Below are 19971 nucleotides of genomic sequence, written 5' to 3'. Positions count from 1 at the left end.
GCAGCTTAAGTCTCGCCTGTTTGTTGTTTTTTTCTTTCGAATTTGCAAAGATAATCTGCACACGATTTCAGATCTCCCCTGTCATCAGGACTCGATTCGCTTTCCACGCCCTATGACCCGACAGCAACGTACTACGTGGCAATGTCAATATTGACGGTTTTTGCTTTGAGGATGCTACTATGACCACCTTTTATCAATTGACAGCAACAAGCCTTAGCGGTCAGCTCATCTCTATGGCTGACTACGCTGGTAAAGTGGTTCTAGTCGTGAATACAGCCAGTCATTGTGGCTTTACGCCACAATATGGTGGTCTTGAAGCACTCTACCATAAATATGCTGCTCAAGGCTTTGTGGTGCTGGGTTTTCCATGCAATCAGTTCGGAAAGCAGGAACCCGGCGGTGCTGATGAAATCGCGCAGACCTGCTACATTAACTACGGTGTGAGCTTTCCGATGTTCGAGAAAGTAGATGTTAACGGAATCGCTGCGCACTCGGTGTTTCGCTATCTGAAAGGCGAGCTACCTGGCATTATGGGTGGGCGGATCAAGTGGAATTTCACTAAGTTCTTGATCGGACGTAATGGTGAACCGCTCAAGCGTTTTGCACCGACCACTCCCCCAGAAAAAATGGAACCTGCAATCCTTACCGCACTTGGAATTTAATTGCTCGGAAATTCGAACCATTTAATTGTCGATTGTTTTTGAAATATGGATTATCGATGAAAGGATTGCGTCAACTCTTTGCTCAGACCAAACCGTCAGGTATAGTTGTGTTCTACCTACAAAACCGGTCAGCTCAGGTCTGAGCTAATATACAGTGTTACCGTCGATCAAGGTTGTTGTGGATAGCTTGAATTTCTTCTTTCAAACTTCCACCACAATAAACCATAGAGGTATCATATCGTTCATACTTAGCTTCACGAGATGCGCTAAACCAATTGAATGAGCCAATGCAGAGTAAATTATCATCTCCGATAACAATTTTACTATGAACTCGTCGTACTAGTTTTGTAGCAATGCCATAAGAATCTAATTGTTCCAAGGCATTATGAAGATTGACTTCTCTTTCTTTACGTTTTTCAGGATCAGAGTGGTGGATATTGTAATTTCTATCGGTGATCACTTTTACTTGGATACCCTTAGCTGCTGCTTGAGCCATTGAATCAATGAATCCAGTTTGTTCAAGTTTTTGCAAATTTAGCCAAGGGGATATAATGGTAATATGTTTTTCAGTGTTAATAATTGTTTGATTTAAAAAGTCATCGTGCTCTTTCACACCGTGAAGCGTGTATATTTTGGTATTCGATTTTTGTAAATCCTTCCTTTCTTTGTATTCGAAGTGTAAGGCATTTTCTTCCTCTAAGAATAAGTATTTGGCAAGCAATCCTCTTGGTGAAGAAGGGGGTTGGATTTCAAATAGATCCATATCGCCAAAAACAAGAAAACTATCCTTAGCGCGTGAGACCGCTACATTTAGCATGCTGTTATCACTATCGATAAAACTGCCATCTTCATGTTTTGAATATACAGGGGAAAATATAACAATAGCTCTTTCTGCACCTTGAAGTGAGTGAACAGTACCAACAGTGAGAGCTCCTTCACTAGTTCCAGTAGTAATTCCTTGTTTACTAAGAGCATCTTTAATAGTTGAAACTTGAGCACTGAATGGCGTTACTATTCCAACTATTTGCTGAATAGGTTTTCCATAATGATTTTCAATACGTTGTTGATTTTCTATTAACCAAGCTGAAATGATTTCTGCTTCTAAGCGATTGAAACGGCTTCCCGTATTTCTTTGCTCACCTTTTCCATCGACATGGAGATAGCCCATTGCTGGGAATAAATGGTTGTTACTAGTACCTCTTTTGGGTAGTAATTTTCCTTGATAGCAAAGCTCATTACAGTAACCGATGATATTATCAAAGCAGCGTCGGTGCTCGTAGAGATACATACCTCTCTCTAAATCAGAGTCATAATGGTAGCGTGAAGACAATTGTGCAATTTTCATCACACTACCAGAAGCTGCGCTTTTTCCAATTTCAGTTACTGATTCATATTCTGCATTGATTTGTCCTTGTGTATTTTCGGCCAGAATTTTTTCTTCCAGCATGTTTCCTGTATCAATTGATGGTGTGATATTCCATATTGGGGGAATTTGTGCAGTGTCTCCGATAACAAGTGCTTTTTTAGCTAACGAAAAAGAAGCTGCAGCGACTTCAGGTAACACTTGACCTGCTTCATCTACAATGAGTAAATCAGCAAGATTATATGCATAACTATTTTCGAAACCTTTCTGACCTTTATGCTCAGATATAACCATATGGGAAGGGAGCATATAGCAAGTCATCACCACACAAGGTGTCAACATCATTCTACGTTGCCAACGAGGTTCCACTGTTTTAAGCCCGTTCCTGCCTTTCTCCTTATTAAGATCATCAATATTGAGTACATCAATGAGCCAACGACCTTCCCAATAATGAGTGGTTAGCAAAAATAGAGGAAATCTGATTTGTGTGTCAGCCAGTTCATCAATTTGCAACAAGCTTGGTTCTTCACCCTGTTTATATCCAAGTTCAGAAGCAATGGTGAGCCATTTGGAAAATATATCTTTTTCTTGTTGGAGAATTTGATGTATGCGATCGATATTTTTTTGATAACTCTTTTGTTCTTGCTCTTCACTATTGAGTAACGTTTTAATTAAACCATCAATATCATTGATTTCAGTTGGTTCTTTTTCAATAATTAAACTGCCTAATTTATCATCAAGGAACAGCTTAACTTGGTAGTAACGCTTTTTACGGACAGGTGGTAGCCATGAAAATAATGAAATAAATAGGGATTCATTCGCTCTATATTTATCCCATTCTACTGAAGCTGTTTTTAATCTATTTATTTTAGATTGTGTTTTTGCTAGTCGTGCGGTCTGGTCATTAAGATAAGAATTTATATCATCGGATATTTGGGCGATTTTCCCTCGAATTTCTTGTAGAGAATCCCAAGTTTGCTTTATCTCAACTAATTTACTGGACTGCTCGGAGAGTTGTTCATGCAACAACGCGATAATTTTTTCAGGGGTTGAACAATCTTTATTGGGGAATGCCAATTTGGCTTTATTTAAATAAAAATTTAATGCGCTTTCAATATATTCTTTAGATTCTATTTCTTTAAAAAAATCGTCAGTTTGGTACTTATTGACTGCTTCAGCTTTCTTGGTACTTGAAGGAAAATAAGCACCGAAACTTTTAATATTTGGCAGCCAACGACCTGACATGGTGCCATTTCCTTCGGAAAAGTCCTTTCCAAATGCTTCGATGATATTTGTGACTGCTTGGTTATTGGTAGAAGTCGCAAGTACAATTGGTGGATTTGTTTTTTCGAGCGCGGCTTTAGCCCAAAGTGTTGCAATAATGGATAAAAGTAAAGTCGTTTTTCCTGTGCCGGGAGGGCCGTTGACTGCTAAAATATCGCCGTCATTGGCATTAAGAAAATGACCTAGTGCATCTCGCTGGGCCAGCGCTAAAGGGAACTTATCCCCAGAATGACCTAATCGATAAGTAAAGGTATCTTCAGTCGAAATTAATGGCTCGATTTCAGGAGAAGCGAAGTTAGCGAACCGCTCAAATAATGGGACTTCTTTCTTATTTACAAGCAAGTGGTCATAAAGAGAAAGAATATGAGTACTAGCGCCTTTAGGTTCTACTTTTTTTAGTATATATCCGTAATCGGCAAGTTCATACTGTTCATGAGTGTTTATCCAAGAGCCAGCGATACTATTTAATAATTTAGATGAGTCATCTAGATATGTTTTCCACCCTTGAAAATAGCCTTCATATCTTTTCTCTCTTTCTTCTTCAGTTTCTTCTATTTCTAGGTGCGATTCATCATAATGCATAGATGATGATGTATTTTTCGTTTTATATTTATCATAAGTAGATATTTCACCAATAGAGAATGAACCGTGGGATAACGGTTCAAGTAGATCTCTAGGAATTGCGGTTGCTGATGTTGGAAATAAAAAACCTTCTCTATTTATTTTTGCTAGTGTCACAAGCGGGGTGACAAATGTTGGACTGCCAGCAAAGCGCTCTTTTCCATGTTGTATTAGGCGAATAAAAACTTTAGGGCGTAAAATGACATCTACTGTGTTTACATCATTTTTTTCATCAGAAAAAAAACGTTCAGTAATAATGTTATCAAGGCGACCTGATGAAACATTTTCCCATTTAGTCAAATTATTCGTGTCTCGTTTTTCTAGAGCACCTTTTCCTGACTCCGCATCAGCTAGTGAATTTCGCCAATAAGAGGCTAATTTTAGATAGTTATCATCCATTTTCTGTCCTAAAGATAATAATATTTAATTAATTATAATAAGATAAATTTATATATAGAGTGCTATTCTCCATACTCACAGGATAACTTCAATATAAAATTTAACTTAGTTTTAATTTTTGATAAGAGGCCTAGATACGATGTCAGTTATCTGCTCGCTTATCAGCTTGTGCGGTTTTACCCGTCTATCTACATTGCAATTTTTTGTATTAGATAACCATCAGAAAAAGTAAAAATTTCATCTGTTGGTATAAATAAATTTATACTTTAATATTTTAATTTAGATCATGAGGTTAAGTGTTATGTGCGAGTCCGGCCTTCGGCACCACTTAAGTGAAAATAAGACGCTAAAAGGCGTCTTTTTTTATGTCTCAAATTCTTTTTTCGTAGTATGTAATTACGTTAACTTGTCATAACGTAATTTATTCAATACATCTTCTCTTGAGTTGAATATATCTCTTAATAACAATTATGCTTTTAGTTACCAAAAAAGAGTTTATTTCCATGCCTCCAGCATCTCCTTGGTTTTGGCGCTTGGAAGACAATATATTCTTTTCAAAAATGGTATTAACCGTTTCTCTCGGTAAGTTCCCAAAGTGCCGTTTTGAATTTTTACTTCATATCGACACCCTGTAGTCAATCGCAACCAATATGTTGACATTGAACAAAGCACCATACTGATTAAATAATCGCAACCAATATGTTGGCATTGAACAAAGCACCATACTGATTAAATAATCGTAACCAATGTGCACTGCTTACAATTAGCGATATGCGCTTAATATTAAAAAAGGTGCATAACGATTAAAAATGGCTGTTTCTGGCCTATCTATAAGTGCTGAGTCTATGACTTTAGGCTCTTTTAAAGCATCGAGGGTAAACCCTGCACCAAGCAGCCCAGTGATATAACTTTCTAATGTTCTATGATATTTAATAACATCCTCAACAAACCATGTAGTGTGGCGTATTGATTCGTTTTGGTAGTTATCAACGGGCATACAGACAAATTCACCATTTATATTTTTCATAAATGATGATGATTTCGCAGTACACATTGGGTGTTCGACCGAAAAGATAAATTTCCCACCTGGTTTGAGGTGTGAATATACCTCTTTGGCGAGTTGATTAAAATTAGCAATGTAATGAATCGCGAGAGAGGAAATCACTAAATCAAAACTTTCTTGAAACTTAGGAAGATCAGTCATTGAGGCATGAATATATTCAATATCGTCAGTGTGTGTGATGAGCTTTGCTTGCTCAATCATGTTTGCAGATAATTCAACGCCATAAACTTTTTTGGCTCCCATGCTATGTGCATAGCGAGCAAAATCACCGAATCCACTCCCTAAATCAAGAACAATTTTATCCGTTAAATCCGGTAGTAACACCCTTAGCGCGGGTTCTTCCATTATTCCATTCAGACCCGTGTCATTCATTCTTAAGCTTTTGTACTTCTCAAAGAAAATTGGATTATCATAGATATTTTGTTCAGACATAGTCATATAATTCCTAAGTGATCCTCAATTTGAAATCATAACGTTCAATCGATTGCGATAAGCTATATTTAGGTCATTTCAATAATATAATGAGGTGGCACTTTTGTTCGCACTTTTTGTGTTATATAGGCATGGCTTAACAATGTTTTAGAACTCTAGGTAGAGGAAAATGCTTAGAGAGCAATACTTGAGTTATTTTATGTTGTTAAAATAATAATTAGTTCAAAATAGTTGGCGTTATTCTCTACTATTAGTACCTTAACGTTTACTTAGGGATCAATATAAATTAGTTGCTGATGTCCCAATAGAGCACTTAAGAAACCAAGGGTTCACATATTGATTGATTTATAACCAATAATTATAAAGTGTTGTCATAAAATATGACTCTGTAGAAGATTTTGTTGGGTAAAATGAAAATCACTTCGATATTTTCATTTTTTTAGCTACGGAGTTTAAATAATTTTATTAAAGATAAATGAATTCAAGGGATGGTAGATGAGTTTTCGTAATCAGAGAAAAAATAATAATCTATCTATATTGAAATAGATTAAGTTTATTTAATCAGATTACAGCTCTTATCTGGCCACATCATTCTTTGGCCTGCTTTTTCTGTAATCTGATATGGTACAACCCATAATCTCAAGGTATCTGAAAAAGCAAAATGTTGTTGTATTGGTTGGCTAAAATCATCATGTGCTGGATAGATTAAATACATCTCACCTTCTCCATTAAGATATTTCTGTCCATAGGCAAACATTTGGTAGAAGTCCGATTGTGATAGCCCATATAGCGATTTTTTTCTTTGTTTGCAATTTATTAACTTCCATTTAGTGTCCATCACTATTTTAGCCTTAACAGGCTGGCGTGATTGAATTAGCAGGTCTGGGCGAAGTTTAAAACAGTTATTATTGCCATGTGTTACTAAGGAATAACTGCTTACTTGCGCTGCAATTTTAAATTCCGGAGGCAATTCATTGTGGATGGTTTGTGCAACAAAAGCCTCAAATATTGCTTCCATAGGAAATAAAAGTGATATTGCTTTAACATTTCCTTGTAAAGAGGTTGGGCTCATTCCCCTGAGAATTAATTGTGCCCAAATGAGTGGTTCATGATAATGAGCCATGCCGCGTTCCAAGCGTAGGCTATTTATATCGCTTTCAATATCACGACTCAGTGGAATACTGTCAAAAGCAAAGCGTAATTCGTAAAGCCAGCGTTGATTCTCTGATGATAATTTTAAACTAACCAACGCATTTAGTGCGGAGTGTAAAAGCCGATTGGCTGCACAATCAGGCATGTATTCATCATACTCAATACAAAATCTATGACGGTTCACTATGTTATGTCGTAATTGTTCTGAAAGAATTAACTTTCCTTTCATATATGACGAGTTATTTTGCTCACTTACATAATTTGAACGTAAACCTTGTTTAATTAATAGGCTAACGCTATACAAAAATTGGTGGATAAAAATTTCAAGCAGCGGTGTATGTTGAGTTTGTAGCGTTGTCTGTTGTGTTCGAAGGTGTCGAAAGTTAGGAAGATGGCTTAACATTGTAAGAAAGGCTTCTCGTGCACTCTTACTCGTGAGGTTTTTACCAATTTTAGGTAATATCTCAAGCTGTGTGCCGTGAGGTGTATATAAGACTCCAGCGTAGTTTTGTACCTGAAGTAATTTAAAACCTGAGCGTGAAGTCAATTTGAATAATTTGCTTCCTTGAGGAGTTGCTAAACTCAGTTGCTCTAAATAATCAAAGAGTTCTGGATGAAGTATTCTCACGCCAGTAGGCGATGATTTTTCTCTTCCTAAAAGGTCATACTCGAAAATAGAAATGACTTCATCCATATATTTCTAGCCTACTTATAAAAAGGGGATTATTGTGGTTGATAAATTGCTTTATAGGCTTGTGGGGTATCCCAAATTTCCTGATCAAATGCCTCTAATTCATATGTTGTTAATTGCTGAATATGGCTTCCTAATGGATGATCGCTACCAAAAAGCGTATCTAAATCGTTATTTTTTTCAATGACGAATTGTAAATGCTCCTCAGATTTTTGATTATCAGCAAGTACTAATCTAATCTTGCTCCAGTCATCGAAGAAATATTCCTGCAAGAGAGGGATAATTTTATTCTGAAATACCCACTTTAATTGTTCAAATGCGGAATCTTCATCGTGAGTATCGAGTGCTTTTTTTACGGGTATAAAGAATGCATGTCCTAATGTGTGTTCTCTATCATAAAGTGCTTCGATACGGCTGTTAAGTCTTTCTAGCAAAGGCTCAAGTTCAATACCTTTAACTTTTATATCACTTAATAAAGATAGGTCAGGCATCATTTCAATAAAGTCAAAGCGGCGGCGTAAAGCCGTGTCCATCATAGCTAAAGAACGATCTGCGGTATTCATGGCTCCAATAATATCAACATTGGCGGGAACACTGAAATGAGCACGGCTATAAGACAGTTGCAGGCTCATGGCATTGGGCATGCCAGCCCGTTTGTCCACTTCAATGAGCGAGATCAGTTCACCAAAAATTTTGGAAATATTGCCGCGATTGATTTCATCAATGAAAATAGCATAGCGATGCGCTGGGTCGGCATTGGCGCGTTGACATAGGCGCATAAAGATACCCGGCTCAATAGGGTAAGAGATGTTGCCATTTTCGTCAGAGCGAGGGCGGATACCCTCAATAAACTCTTCGTAGCCGTAAGATTGATGAAAAGTAACCACAGCAAAACGTTGGATGGCTTCCTCAGGTTTAGGGCCATGTTTAAGCTCGGTGTAAAGTGCGAGCAAATCCTCTACTTGTTCGAGCTGTGCATCAATTAGCAGCCACTCGCTATTATCTGTTTTATTAAATATCGCAGGTTCACGCCGATTCTTATAATCAACGGTTAATGACTCGGGAACGGTATAGGCTTGCAACGTAGCCCAAGCTGTATTTGATAAATTGCTATTACGGTCATTTAATAATGCTTTACGCTGAAACCATGTATGTTCAATAAGTTGGCGCACTTTTGCGCGTTTATTAAGATCAAGCAACACTAACGTTATCACCTGCATCCAGTTTAATGGCTCAAGGCGAGAATCCAGCCAAGCATCGCGGTCGGCTGGTATAGCATGAGAGGTGTACTCTTTCATTTTTTGCTGCAACGTGTAAGTCTTACCTGTGCCTGGTGGGCCAAAGTAGATCACGTTAGTTGGTTGATGTGAAAGGGTCTTAGTGGTGTTGGGTTCATGACTGGCGGTTAATCGGGGGGTAGGTACCGTTTTCTTTTTTTGTTGATTATCACGTTCACGGAGCAACTCATAGAGATGCCAAGTAGCCATATTCACGTAATAAGGATCTATATTGGGAGATTGAGCGTGGATAGCTTGCTTCAATTCGTGGTTTTTTTGTAACCAATTTCCCTTCAGTACCAAACCGAGGTGAAATTGCTTATTAAGGAAATCTGCTGTTTTAGAAAACGCATTTTCGTCCACTGTGCTGGTGCAGATTTCGGGTGAAAAGGCGGCAAATACACGATTTTTTAAGCTCCAGTACATACGCTTAAATTGCCCATTTTTTTTGGCCTCTTGCAGAGCATCGTTGACATATTGGTAGGTTGCTTCATCTGGCTGCTGACGAATGCGCTCAGTGAGCTCTCTAAGTAGTGGGAGATTCTGTTCGTATTCAACTAAAGATGGAACACCTTGTTTAATACTCGCAATACCATTACTACGTTCATACCATAGTCGTTTTAGCAAATCATCGGTTTCAGGCATCAAGAATGTTGACGTTTTCTGTAGCTGTGCTGTTAATTCTCGGTATCGTTTATTCCACTTTGACAGAGAATAGTTTTTATCTTTTGCCAAAGTGTTAATCAATTCACTTAGAGTCAGCTTACCCGCCTCAACATTATCCACAAGAGCCATTGTGATGTTTCCTTTACTATGTGATACGACTGATTATTTAAATTTTTACTTTTATTTTTAGTTATTTGATTCTAATACAATCAGTTAATCTTACTAGTAAAATTAACTGATTGTATTATTTTTTTAAGTGTCCAAGAAAAGTTTTTAGATAAATTAATTCAACGCGTATTGCTGCTTGGTTTTTAATCATTAAAATAGATTCACATAGTGCCCCTTAATTTTTTGCAGAATATCTTAGAAAACGGGGTGGTTTAACGCTTGAGTGGTGGATGATTTTATAGTTATCACTATGCCATCTATCTAATTTAAGTAAAAAATTATCGGTTTGCTCACTTAATCATTCCATCGTGTAATGAACGACTAAAACGAGTTCAGTATAATTTAGATATATTTTAGTATATGTTTAAATCCTTACAACAAAACCACTAACTTAAAGGCTAATGGATCCATGACCCGAGTATTATCAGCTGAAAACTATCAAAAGATGCCGTGGAAAAATGGGCAGGGTTTTACTTTAGAAATTGCGCGTAGTCACGGTGTTGGGTTGACTGATTTTGATTGGCGCGTTTCTATTGCAGATGTTAAAACAGCAGGCGCTTTCTCCCATTTTCCAAATAGAAAACGGATCATTGGTGTACTTGATGGTGGTTCGGGGCTGGCTCTACATATTGACCAAAAAGCAGCGGTAACATTGCGGCAAAAACAATTTTTTGCATTTCATGGAGAAAGTGATGTTTATGCTGAATTGTTAGATGAGGCCATTCGTGATTTTAACCTTATCTATAATCCGGAAAAATATGCGGCTCACCTTCATTGGTTCCATACACAGCAAAGTCCTGTTCCATGGATTAGTGATGCCGAGCGAGTATTGATATTTAATATCGCAGACCAACTTAATGTCACTGTCGATGGCAAGTCTTATGCTTTGAATGCATTTGAAACATTGTTGGTGGAAAATGAAGGGAATTCATTAGCGTATATTGCAGCATCTCTATCAGAATATGACTTTTGTCTTATTGAGTTATTCTCTAAGTCATAATCTTTTATCTTAGTTGGTAACGCTGTTCTTTTTTATAAAATGAACAGCGTGAATGAAGATTGTTTTTTTATCTTTATTAATTCTAAATAATAAAGTTTTTTACTAAAAAACAACGGAAATGAAAGAGGTAAAGTCTCACATACCCTTAATCTGATTATCGCTATCTATAATAAATCTCCGTGCTTTTATATTCCTTATTATTAAAGTGTGTTGTGATGTTCATATTTGGAGCGATTGGAGAGAATAACATTATTCGCGGTGTCACACTGATGATATTGGGTTTTTATGCTATATTAATAAAGAATATAGCTAATTAATCAAATAGTGATTAATTAATTTTTCTGTCATGAGTTTGACACATGACTGTCATTATTCTAGCTTAGATTTGCAATAACTAAACTAGGAGACAATATTATGTTTAGTTTGGATGCTTTGTTGCAAGATATATTTCCTGAGCGATCTCCTCCCGCTTGGCAACGTAATTTACTGAAAATACTTTTACTGGAAAAAGAATTTAAACAGTTTGCAGAAGACTATCCACATTTAAAAGGAATAGATCTCGTTGAGCAAATAGTTGAGCATTTTAATATTAGTTGTGAATTAGTTGATGGCGACCTAGAAAATATCCCTTCTCAAGGCCCTGTTGTGTTAGTGGCAAATCATCCGATAGGTTCGTTAGATGGTTTAGCCATCTTGCGAACCGTAGCAACCATTCGACCAGATGTTAAAATCGTTGCAAACCAACTTTTAAATTATATTGAGCCACTAAGTAGTTTATTTGTTCCTGTCGATAATATGGGGAACCGTACGAGCAGAAAACAAATTGAAGCGATGCAGCAGCATCTAGATAAACAGGGGGCTTTGATCTTATTTCCTGCGGGTGAAGTTTCTCGATTGAGCGCTAAAGGCATTCGTGATGGTCATTGGCATACTGGCTTTTTGCGCTTAGCTGCTAAAGCGCGAGCCCCAATCGTGCCTATTCATGTTAGTGGGCGAAATAGCCATCTATTTTATTTGACCTCATTTATTTATCGTCCTTTATCTACCCTATTATTAGTGCGTGAAATGTTTAAGCAACGGGGCGGACGAATAAAAATTCGCATTGGTGGTCGTATTCCCTTTACTCATTGGCATGATGGGCATACGCGAGCGCATGATCTTGCTGAGCGTTTTCGTCGCCATACTTATCTTCTAGGGCAAGGAAAAGAAGGGTTATTTATTAGTGAGTCCGCGATTGCTTTACCTGAAGATCGCCTTGAATTAAAAAAGGCATTAAGCGCATGCGAACGATTAGGTACAGCTCCAGACGGCAAGGCTATTTTTCTTTATCGTCGAAAAGATGAAGAGAGAACCCCAATTTTACGTGAACTGGGTCGATTACGAGAAATTGCTTTTCGGGCAGTCGGTGAAGGTTCGGGAAGGCGGCGAGACTTAGATACTTATGACGATGATTATTATCATTTGGTGTTATGGGATGAAAATGAATTAGAAATTGTTGGCGCTTATCGTTTTATTCCTACTGCTGAACAATTGGCAAAAAAAGGAATTGAAAGCATCTATAGCCATACGTTATTTCATTATGATAAAGAAATGCTTCCCATCCTTGCGCAAGGCATAGAATTAGGCCGTAGCTTTATTCAACCGGCATATTGGGGAAAGCGGGGACTTGATTACCTTTGGTTGGGAATCGGGGCTTATCTTGCTAAATATCCTCAATATCGTTATTTATTTGGTCCCGTATCAATATCTGGTGCGATGCCTATTGCGGCGAGAGACTTATTAATTGCTTTTTATCGGCTTTATTTTTCGCCCGAACATGTAATAGCACAGTCTCGTCGACCATACCCTGCATCACTACCACAGGTATTAGCGCAATTTTCAGGGGATAATTATCAAGAAGATTTAATTAAACTGAAGAGCCTTTTGAATAATATTGGTTGTTCTATACCGACTTTATACAAGCAATATACTGAACTCTGTGAGCCAGGTGGGGTACAGTTTATTGATTTTGGCACTGACCCCGCCTTTAACAATTGTATTGATGGGTTGGTGTTAGTGGATTTGACGAAACTCAAACCTACGCGCTACCAACGCTATGTCGCAGTACATCAGGTATAGCAAATGAAATCGTGCTTTGAGAAACAATGCCGTGCTAGCACACGGCATTGAGGTTGTTGACAACGCGGGATAAAAGCGTGGTTTTCCCACTTTGTGTTATCAGCTGAAAATCTATAAATTGATTTTCTTCGTTTATTTTCAAAACCTATTCGACTTGCTGCCAAACATAATAGGTTTGTCAGCAGTCTGAATACCGTGTTAGCGCACGCATTTTAATGGTCAGTCTTAAGCCCCCTTTTTAGGAGGGTTGAATTTGTGAGACGATAGCCGAAAGGTAATCCATGCTAAAAGCATCCTCTTATTCACCACAAGTAAAGAGGAAATCACAGGGGTTTATACCGCGGTCATCATATGGTATTGGCGTTGCACATATCATCGAGTTCGGACGCCTAAATATCGTTATAAGATATTGAAAGTAATGTCGGGAAAGAGCCTGATAGAACAATTTATATTCTCTGTAATATGAAGGGCAGTGAAGTGCTAGAGCTAAATGTTCAGCCAGAGCATGTCCATTTTGTTGCCATGATCCCTCTTCAGTTATCAATTTCAACCCAAATGGGAGTCCTGAAAGGATGTAGTGCAATAAGACGTGATAATCGATTGCTCCCGATATGTAAAAAACGCTGAAGTCACCATTTTGGGCTAGTGGATATTTTGTTGATACGCTGGGGAGGAATGGCGCTATTATCAGGCGTTATGTAAGGTATTAGGATAAAGTTGCTCAATAACTTGAGCAACAAATGGCATTGCTAGAGGATTAATCAGGAATACAGCTACCTTATCGGGAATCAATGTAACGCCACCTTTTTAGAGGTGGCATTTGACTATTGGTAACTTCTGGAATCGGTTTTTTCTACTTTTTGAACAGAAAACCAAGGGATTCATTTAATCATGATCCCCTGTGACCAAACTGGATTATTCTGTCGATAGCAGGCTAAATGCTATTGTCACCTGTTTATTTAAAACAGATTTCAGCCCAACGAGTAAGACCTGCGGTAACGGAACCAAAATCATTCCCGCGAACAATCGGAATATTGGGGAGCTGTTGCTGGATAGCTTGGCTTAAAACTGGTGATTGTGCTGAACCTCCAGTCATAAAGATAACATCAGGCTGAACTCCACCTTGGTTGACCGCCTCTTTAACCAATTCAATCATTTTACTTTTTGGTGATTCGATAGATTCGACCATTTGGTCACGATGAATATTAATTTCTAGCGTTTCATTGGTTAATGGAATGCGAGCCAAATAATTTTCATCGTTAGATAAGGCAATTTTAGCTTCTTCAGCACGGCGAACGAGGCTATAGCCTAAAGTGTCATGATAAACTTCGATGAGGCGAATTAACTTTTCTGGTTCTTGTGCATCTTGTCTTAAACGATTGAGCGCGGCGAAATTTTGTTTCGCATAAAAATCTTTTTGAGCTTCTACGTTATTGATCGCGATAGGGTTCCAAAATTGAGAAATTGGCATTTTAATCCCTGACACTGTTTGGCTGCTCATACCAAACTGATCCATTAATTGCTTTAACGCCAAATAGATATCAAGGTCATTACCACCAACCCGCTGGCCGCTGTGCGCTAATAAACTCTCGGTACGATCTGTTTTATGACGATAAGTTGGCCCCATTCTGATCAGTGAGCAATCTGTGGTACCACCGCCAATATCGACAACTAATACGGTCTGATCTTGGTGTAAAGTCGATTCATATTCTAGACCTGCGGCAACAGGCTCAAATTGGAAGGCGATATTTTTAAAGCCTGCTCGTTTTGCCGCTTTTACCAAAATAGCTTCTGCTTGTTGGTTGGCTAGTTCACCACCTCGGCCATGAAAGTTGATGGGGCGGCCAATAACAGTATCAGAGATCCTCTGCTGAAGGTGTTGTTCCGCTTTATATTTAATATTGGCCATCATCGCACACACTAAGTCTTCAAAGAAACTGATCTGAACTTCGTGTAGGCCGGAGGCACCGAGAAAGGATTTGGGGGATTTGACATAATAAACATCGCGAGGATCTTTAAGGTATAAATCCAATGCTGCTTGACCAAATACAATATCTTCAGGCGCTAATTCAATACCTTCTTCACGGTTATAAGCTAATGAACGTCTGAGAATTTGCTCACCTATTGAATCCGATGGCGTGATATTTAGATGGCGAAATAGATGTTCAGAAACAGATTCTCGAGTAGGTGCACAAAGGGTTGAAGGAATATAAGCGTTATCGCCTTCTAAAGGTAAAAGAGTGGGGGTTCCTTTATCCATGATTGCGACAGCGCAGTTTGATGTTCCATAGTCAAAGCCAATAAACATGTTGCCTCCAATGACCTTCGTTGCATATTGAAAAGGCGGCAAACTTTACCGGAAGCAGTGCATAATTACCACTATTAAAATGACATGGTTGACATGAATAATACCGCCGCTGTGTTATTTAACGCATGGAGTAATATTGGTGCAATGAGTGTGCGAGTGTGAATTCTAACGTGACAAAAAATAGCCCCCATTATCATGAGAATAATAAAGGTACTGAACGAGGTATATTGCGAGTGCACAGAGGAAAATAAAAATGAGGAAGCGAGGATAGCGAGCCATTTTCCTCTCGCGCCATACCACATGCCAGCATTGAGTAAAAAGCCCCTAAATATAATTTCTTCACCAATAGGTGCCGCAATAATTAAGGCGATTACATAAAGGAAAAACACCAACCCACTAATATGGCTGACGCTTTTTACCCACTCTTCTTCAACACCGAATAGTGCATTCAGAAACATCAGTCCGATTAACGCAAAGATGGGGAGTATGAGTGCTTGCCAGTCAGTTTTACCAATAGGCATAAGGTTGAATCTCTTTTGGTAATAAGACCAACAAATTAAAGCGCAAGGCAACATCAACAGTATTGAAATAAATGGAAATGCATATGCGGAAGTTAACAAGTTATTCGCATCTGGCATCAATAGAACGAAAAAGGGTGATAAATACCAAGCAACAAATGCGCTGAGACAAATGAGTGAATGAGCGATGCGACTCTTTGGCGGATTCATAGATAAATATCCTTTTTCGTATAACGTGATTATTCCGTTGGATTTCGGTTTGGTAATATACGTAAATTTAAGATAAATTCACGTTATAAATAAAAATTTATGAAATATTTTGCGATATAGGTTGCTTAAATCATCGAAAATACGCCTTTCCACCATTCTGTCAAAAGAAAACGACTGACAAAATAAATCAAAGGGATATGCATTAAATACTTATTTGAGTGAGCGCAATTATGGGGTAGCTTAGTAAAAATTGTTATACATTCACAAACAGGGGTTCATGGATGCTAATTGTTGAGATGTTAAGTACTGGGGATGAGGTATTACATGGCCAAATTGTGGATACTAATGCGGCTTGGCTAGCAGATTGTTTGTTCCAAGCAGGCTTCCCATTGAATGGGCGAGCAACGGTCGGTGATGATCTAAATGATTTAGTACGAACTTTACGCGAACGAAGTGAACATGCAGATATTTTGATTGTTAATGGTGGATTAGGACCGACCAAAGATGATTTAAGTTCTCTGGCGGCCGCAATGGCGGCAGAAGTGCCTTTAGTTGAACATGCGGAATGGATTGCCGTGATGGAGCGCTATTTTGCATCCCGAGAGCGAGTGATGCCAAAAACAAATCGTAAACAAGCGCTATTACCAGAAGGGGCGGAACTCGTGGATAACCCTGTTGGTACAGCATGTGGTTTCGCGATGGAACTTAATGGATGCTGGTTGTTTTTTACGCCGGGGGTGCCTTCTGAATTTAAAGTGATGGTGCATGAGCAAATTTTGCCACGGCTACGTCAGCGATATCCATTTCATGAAGCTCCGCTCTGTTTGCGATTAACCAGTTTTGGCCGTAGTGAAAGTAGTTTAGCAAAACAGTTTGATCAGCTACCTTTACCCGACGGGGGTGTGCTTGGTTATCGCTCGTCTATGCCGATTATTGAATTGAAGCTGACGGGGCCTGCGACATTAAAAGAGCAGATGTTAACTCAGTGGCAAGTGATTAAAGATGGTGTTGGCGAAAATTTGGTTTTTGAGGGCACCGAAGGTTTACCAAGTGTGATCTGTCGAGAGCTAAATGCGAAACGAGTTAGCGTTGCTATATGTGAAGAGTTTAGTGCTGGATTGCTGACATGGACGTTAAATACTGCATCGGTGCCACTCAATGGCGGGAAAGTGATTGGTCAACAAGAAGATCAATCCTTATTAACGCTGATAAGTCATGCTCGTGAAATGGCTAAACAAGAAAATACGCATATCGGTTTAGCGGTGGGTGGATTCCATGATGGATGTTTATCATTAGCATTATACACACCTGAAAAAAGCTATGCCCAGCGTGTGCGTTATATGCCAAGCAATCATAGTACTAAGGTAAAGCAGGAAGTTAGCGTCATGTTAGTGTTAGATATGTTGCATCGTTGGCTCAATGAACGTGAAGTTTTTGGTCAATATGAGTGGCTAGAACAATCAGAAACATTAATAAAGTAATCTAGGCTATGCGCTGTGTTTGGTATGAAACAACACAGCGTTTATAAAACGCCCCTTCATAATATCAAACGAATAATATCTATCTATTATTGAATTTTTAAATTTTTATATTATATAACATCATTGCCGTTGGTAGTTTTACTTAATATGGTGAGTTTTAATTTTAACTTATTTAATGACGTAAATGAGGTGATGAGATTTTATTTTTTTATTCTCAATGAAGGAGGAGAATCGATTAAGCAACATAAAATGTTAGCCACTTTATCAGCGTAATGACTTTAATGGGCGTGAATTGTTTTTTAAATGAGGGCCAATATAAGTAAAATATATTTATATTGTTTTAATAAATCACATTTATTATTTCAAAAGATATCAATTGTGATTTTTTAAAGCAACTAGCTGTTAATTAAGATAATTATTTTATTTTCTTATTGTGTTTATTTGGCGAGTTAAGCATGGTATGAAAATATTGAATGAATATTAGAAAAGACAGAAGGCTAAACGAAGAATATCTTATTAAAAATAGATGATTTTATAATAATTCATTGTATTATCATTAGGCAATGCAGTATGGTTTACTGCAAGCTAATCGCGATTATAAACAAAGAAACATCTCTGTAATCAGATGATGTGGCTATTTAGGTGAACGCACAAATACGGATGTAGAGATTCTATCGATATAATAGGGCAACGGGTGTCTATTATGTCATATCACAGGGAGCCATCAAATGGAGAGCGATTCAGAATGTATTTAACAGACTCTCATCGTGAGAAGATAGAAGGAACGATAACCTCTAATATGACATTGTGTAGATATACAGTTGTCCGCAAAATGTTATCAAACTTATGGCAGAGCTATAAATATAAATTAATAGAAACAGATTGAACGAATCCGTTCACTGCTATGGTTTAGCAATTGTATTTTGGTGTGTTAACAATGAAACCAGTGAATGACGTAGCTATGGGCTAGGTAAAAATTATCGTTGTTTGGTCTTCACTTTTTCTTATTTATAAGACAAGTATGAGAATAATGCATCGTTGAATGTGACAACTGACCTTACAAATAACGTTTAAATTGATTACCGATGTGCATGTCGTTTATTTCTACATTACTTATTTGGAATTATTTCATGTTTATTTCACAGCATCATCGCAGTATCGTTAAATTTGCTATTTTATCTATCGTTTTAGGCAGTAATTTTCTGAGTAACTCCATTGCACAGACACAGAGTTCATCGGTCGAAATGACTCATGATAAAGGTGTGCAATTAATTAATGGGGATGGCGTTCCTGTTGATCTCGTTAAAGGTCGTTATTATATTCATCAATCGGCGGTACAGGGATACCCGCTAGGGCAACTCCATTTAGGCATTTTATTTTATTTTGGCGATGGTGGAATACAAAATACGGCCTGCGCCCAATGGTGGTTAGAAAAAGCGTCACACGCGAAAGGAGAAGTGCATGACCTTGCCAAAAATTTTCTTGCTGAAATTCGAGCAGAAACCGCAATGTTATCACCCGCATCTCGCGCGCTCATTGCAGAGCCTGATCTGAAGCTTTGCCAACAATTACCGGAAATGACAAATAAAGGTATTGGGAGCAACCCTTTTAAAATAGAGCCAATTCGTCAGCCAAAAATTGATCTTGCGTTAGTGCAAAATGCCATCATCTCAGTACCGAAATTTAATCCCACTTTAGCACCACTAAGGTATGAGCAATTTCAGCAAAAATTTTCTACCCTGCCTAGTTTCATTGAGGTGATTCGTGCGAGTGGATACCTATATCATGATGTATTGAATCAGTTATCAGAACACGGGAAGTTACTTGCACATCATATTTTTAGTCATCAACAAAAAGAAGAGACCCAAATAGCTAACCATTTACCTGTAGAGCCGCTTCAGCCTGTTGAGGTTGCACGCAATCTCCCAAAAAAATCAGCGCAAACCACAACCCTAGAGCCCTCATTGTCTGAGCAGCAAGGAGAGCCAGCGAATAATGCGGCACGGCAAAGCAAACGATTAGTACAGGGAGTGATTGAAGGGGAGGGTGTGGTGTCTGACCCAATAGTGGAACCCTTACGTCATGATGATGAACAAACACCAGAGACAAAACTCATTGATTTGGCTGCGACACTTCGTAAGTTACCTGAAAATAAGATATTACATGTCACAATGAAGCCAGAGGAAGAAACGGCCAAACAGGATAACTCTTCTGCTATGGTAAAAACCGCGAAAGTCGAGAATAAGCCATCATCAACGATAAGCCCAGTGTATAACTTAGGAGGTGAGCTGCGGACAGCTAGCGCTTTACATTATACGTTGCAGCTTGGCAGTGCGAGTTCACCCTCCGGTCTATATGACCAAGCCCGTCGCCATAAATTATCGAATTATTTAGTGTATGAAACTGTGCGCAATGGGCGTCAATGGTATGTTTTGGTTTATGGCGAATTTGCTAATTTATCGTCAGCAAAACGAGCGTTGAAGACTTTACCCGCAGCCATTCAACGTGATAAGCCATGGGTGCGTAGTTTGCGACATGTCCAATCGGAGTTGCATTAA

General features: G+C 38.3%; 11 protein-coding genes and 1 pseudogene. 6 read left to right on the top strand and 6 right to left on the bottom strand.

Annotation, left to right across the window (positions count from 1 at the left end; genetic code table 11):
• Nucleotides 1-179 precede the first annotated feature (179 nt).
• Nucleotides 180-662: a glutathione peroxidase gene (locus M1F03_RS16715; RefSeq protein ID WP_154622100.1), complete on the top strand. Its 483-nt coding sequence runs from the start codon at nucleotides 180-182 to the stop codon at nucleotides 660-662.
• 157 nt (nucleotides 663-819) lie between these two features.
• Here M1F03_RS16715 and M1F03_RS16710 read toward each other — a convergent pair whose 3' ends face one another.
• The 4 genes from M1F03_RS16710 to M1F03_RS16695 all read right to left on the bottom strand — a co-directional run bounded on the left by M1F03_RS16710 (nucleotide 820) and on the right by M1F03_RS16695 (nucleotide 9739).
• Nucleotides 820-4329, bottom strand: a complete 3510-nt coding sequence (locus M1F03_RS16710; RefSeq protein WP_318840022.1) for an AAA domain-containing protein — start codon at nucleotides 4327-4329, stop codon at nucleotides 820-822.
• A 763-nt stretch (nucleotides 4330-5092) separates the two neighbouring features.
• On the bottom strand, nucleotides 5093-5824 hold the full coding sequence (locus tag M1F03_RS16705; RefSeq protein ID WP_318840021.1) for a class I SAM-dependent methyltransferase: 732 nt from the start codon (nucleotides 5822-5824) through the stop codon (nucleotides 5093-5095).
• A gap of 553 nt (nucleotides 5825-6377) precedes the next feature.
• On the bottom strand, nucleotides 6378-7670 hold the full coding sequence (locus tag M1F03_RS16700; RefSeq protein WP_318840020.1) for an McrC family protein: 1293 nt from the start codon (nucleotides 7668-7670) through the stop codon (nucleotides 6378-6380).
• A 29-nt stretch (nucleotides 7671-7699) separates the two neighbouring features.
• Entirely contained in the window at nucleotides 7700-9739 is a 2040-nt protein-coding gene (locus tag M1F03_RS16695) for an McrB family protein (protein ID WP_196713676.1), read from the bottom strand.
• Nucleotides 9740-10187: 448 nt separating this feature from the next.
• Between M1F03_RS16695 and M1F03_RS16690 the strand changes: the two genes are divergently transcribed.
• The 3 genes and pseudogenes from M1F03_RS16690 to tnpA all read left to right on the top strand — a co-directional run bounded on the left by M1F03_RS16690 (nucleotide 10188) and on the right by tnpA (nucleotide 13606).
• Nucleotides 10188-10778, top strand: coding sequence for a HutD family protein (locus M1F03_RS16690; RefSeq protein WP_251464731.1), 591 nt, complete (start codon nucleotides 10188-10190; stop codon nucleotides 10776-10778).
• Nucleotides 10779-11192: 414 nt separating this feature from the next.
• The gene (locus tag M1F03_RS16685; RefSeq protein WP_154622004.1) at nucleotides 11193-12896 is read left to right on the top strand and encodes a lysophospholipid acyltransferase family protein; all 1704 of its coding nucleotides are present in this window, start codon (nucleotides 11193-11195) and stop codon (nucleotides 12894-12896) included.
• A 346-nt stretch (nucleotides 12897-13242) separates the two neighbouring features.
• Nucleotides 13243-13606, top strand: a pseudogene (tnpA, locus tag M1F03_RS16680) (IS200/IS605 family transposase).
• A gap of 245 nt (nucleotides 13607-13851) precedes the next feature.
• Here tnpA and yegD read toward each other — a convergent pair.
• Both yegD and M1F03_RS16670 read right to left on the bottom strand, forming a co-directional pair.
• Nucleotides 13852-15204: a molecular chaperone gene (gene yegD / locus M1F03_RS16675; RefSeq protein WP_318840019.1), complete on the bottom strand. Its 1353-nt coding sequence runs from the start codon at nucleotides 15202-15204 to the stop codon at nucleotides 13852-13854.
• A gap of 74 nt (nucleotides 15205-15278) precedes the next feature.
• A complete protein-coding gene (locus tag M1F03_RS16670) occupies nucleotides 15279-15932 on the bottom strand; it encodes a CPBP family intramembrane glutamic endopeptidase (protein WP_318840018.1) in 654 nt (217 codons plus the stop codon).
• 281 nt (nucleotides 15933-16213) lie between these two features.
• On the opposite strand from M1F03_RS16670, the gene M1F03_RS16665 reads away from it, so the two are divergent.
• Both M1F03_RS16665 and M1F03_RS16660 read left to right on the top strand, forming a co-directional pair.
• Nucleotides 16214-17413, top strand: coding sequence for a nicotinamide mononucleotide deamidase-related protein YfaY (locus M1F03_RS16665; RefSeq protein WP_318840017.1), 1200 nt, complete (start codon nucleotides 16214-16216; stop codon nucleotides 17411-17413).
• 1130 nt (nucleotides 17414-18543) lie between these two features.
• Nucleotides 18544-19971, top strand: coding sequence for an SPOR domain-containing protein (locus M1F03_RS16660; RefSeq protein ID WP_318840016.1), 1428 nt, complete (start codon nucleotides 18544-18546; stop codon nucleotides 19969-19971).

The sequence above is a fragment of the Providencia sp. PROV080 genome, from assembly GCF_033688105.1.
GTDB classification, from domain to species: domain Bacteria; phylum Pseudomonadota; class Gammaproteobacteria; order Enterobacterales; family Enterobacteriaceae; genus Providencia; species Providencia zhejiangensis.
Note: the sequence above shows the minus strand (reverse complement) of the source record. Positions and strands in the feature narration are given on the sequence as shown.